The sequence below is a fragment of the Bartonella sp. EBT8 genome (assembly GCF_055796165.1).
Window position 1 is genome coordinate 1 of the sequence record NZ_JBTTDJ010000048.1, and the last position, 2356, is coordinate 2356.

Genomic DNA, 2356 nt, shown 5'->3' on the forward strand with positions numbered 1-2356 from the left:
CGCTTGGATTAGCAGATGCGCAAGGCACTCTTGTGCAAGCTTTGGAAGCCCTAATGGATTCCATCTCACAAACCCCAACAGTAACAGCAAAAGAAGGACAAAACACATGGCACGCACACAATATCGCGCCGAACAAGAAGAAGATGATGATGAAAAGATCGTCGACATCCTCAATGAAGAAGAGGACGAAGACGATCACGACATCGATAAAAACGCCGAAATCTTTGACGAAGAAGACGATGAAGACAATGAAAACAAGCGCGAAAACATAAAAGCCGTGCTTGAACAAGAAAGAAAACGCGCTCAAGCCCTGACAACCCTTGAAAGGCAAGCAAAGCGCCTCGGCGTTTCTTTTGATGCCGCAAAGGCTATTAAAAACGGCATGAGTATCGAGAAAGCACGCCAGTGTGTATTGACGGAGGCTAGCTCGCAAAGCGCCTCCTTAAAAGTGTCACCCTATGTTCCCCATGGTGATGGAGAGAGCAAGGCGAAAATTCATGCAAAATGGCAATCAATTTGGAAGAAAATACAATGAGTCATATTATTTATGAAGATGTTCGCAATGGCGCTTATCTTGGGCGCTACGACCCTGACATGTCAAATGAACAAGTGGTGTTTGCATCGGGAGCTTTCATTGAGGCTGGGACTGTCATGGGAAAGGTGACAAAAACCGAACAATATGTCCCTCTTAATCCAGCAGCATCCGATGGCAGTGAAGTGCCCGCAGGGATTTCTTATGCTACCGTTGATGCAACAGGTGCAGAGCAATGTGCCGTCATTACAGCGCGTTTGAGCACAGTGAAAGCTTCTGAACTGATCTGGCCGGATGCAATACTGGAGCAAGAAAAAATGGCAGCTATTCAGTCTTTAGAAGACAACAATAAAATTCTGTTGCGATAGGAGAATGCACACATGGATATGAATTTTTTTAAACATGATGCTTTCTCAAGCATTACAATGATGAAAGCCATTGAGAACTACGAGTTTCAACCGGGTCTTGTAAGCTCTCTCAATCTTTTTGAAGACGTTGAAACCAGCACCACAGTGGTTGGTATTGAACGGCGTGACAATACATTTTCGCTTATTCAAACCAGTGAACGCGGTGCCCCTTTAGCAGAAGGTGACAGAGACAGTCGTAATCTTCGGTTTTTCAAAACAACCCGTATTGCCAAAAGTGATACTGTGAAATCAGAAGAAATCCAAAACCGGCGTGAATTTGGTACAGAAGATCAGTTAGAGACGGCAATGAAATATATTGCCAGAAAACAAAAGAAACTGATTTCTGAAATCGAATTGACATGGGAAAATATGCAGCTTGGGGCTGTTCAAGGTGTTGTCCTTGATGCTGATGGTTCGGTGATTGTCGATTGGTACAAAGAATGGGAAATTACCCCACCAAAGCCAATTGACTTTAAACTGGAGAGTGAAACAACCAATGTTGCTGATAATGTTGATCAGGTCATTATGAGAATGATTGAAGCTTCAAAAGGAGCATTTTCTGACCGTTCACGGATTATTGGACTTTGTGGGAATACGTTTTTTTCTAAGTTGAAAAACCATAAAACAATTCGTGAAACCTATTTAAACACAGCCTTAGCTCAGACACTCAATAGCGCAGGAGGTGTTGCAACACCAAGTGCTCTTGGTACGGGGAGCTTTGGGAGTTTTGATTTTGCCGGTATCACTTTTATCAATTATCGCAGTATTCATAACTATAATGTGAGTGCAAAGGCTGGAACAAAGCGTGCGATAGGAATTAAGCCTGATGAATGTCAATTCTTTCCTGTTGATGCGCCTGGCGTATTCCAGAAAACCTTTGCACCTGGGGAAAGCTTAGATTTTGCCAACACGGTTGGAAAACCTCTCTACACGATGCTGATCGTCGATCACGACCGTAATGCATGGGTAAAGCCTGAAGTCTACAGCTATCCGCTTTACATTTGCACACGTCCTGAAATGCTGTTCAAAGCCGTCATTGGAGGGAAATAACATGCTATGGCACGGGCTGCTCAACACAATGGTAAAAGAGGTACGCAACACCTTTGGGCAGCCCGTCATCTATACGCGAAAGGACAATCAACAATCTTTTCGGATTACAGCAATTTACGGCATCAAACATTCGGAATCGGATGCTGGTGGCAGAATACCAACAACAATTCCAAGAAAAGAACTTGATCTTTGTATCAATGATATTGGCGGATTGCCACCAAAAGCTGATGATAGTGTCGTGGTGCTCTCCCCTGAAAACACTGAAGAGACAACTCAAGAGCGCTTCGTTGTCACCGAAGTACAAGCCTCAGAATCCGGTATGTATAAGCTTATTTTACGCGAGCAAAAACAATGAGGCATCTTTTTT

The 2356-nt window shown here is 43.6% G+C and carries 4 protein-coding genes and 1 pseudogene; all 5 read left to right on the plus strand.

Annotation, left to right across the window (positions count from 1 at the left end; all coding sequences use genetic code 11):
- Positions 1–272, plus strand: a pseudogene (locus AC0QT4_RS08830) (S49 family peptidase); the annotation flags it as partial.
- On the plus strand, positions 167–535 hold the full coding sequence (locus AC0QT4_RS08835) for a hypothetical protein (RefSeq protein WP_473201308.1): 369 nt from the start codon (positions 167–169) through the stop codon (positions 533–535). The pseudogene AC0QT4_RS08830 and the gene AC0QT4_RS08835, both read left to right, overlap by 106 nt.
- Complete coding sequence (locus tag AC0QT4_RS08840) at positions 532–900, plus strand: head decoration protein (RefSeq protein ID WP_473201305.1); 369 nt, start codon at positions 532–534, stop codon at positions 898–900. Before AC0QT4_RS08835 ends, AC0QT4_RS08840 begins: the two co-directional genes overlap by 4 nt.
- 12 nt (positions 901–912) lie before the next feature.
- Positions 913–1989, plus strand: a complete 1077-nt coding sequence (locus AC0QT4_RS08845) for a major capsid protein (RefSeq protein WP_473201306.1) — start codon at positions 913–915, stop codon at positions 1987–1989.
- 1 nt (position 1990) lies between these two features.
- Entirely contained in the window at positions 1991–2344 is a 354-nt protein-coding gene (locus AC0QT4_RS08850) for a head-tail joining protein (protein ID WP_473201307.1), read from the plus strand.
- The last annotated feature ends 12 nt before the right edge of the window (positions 2345–2356 follow it).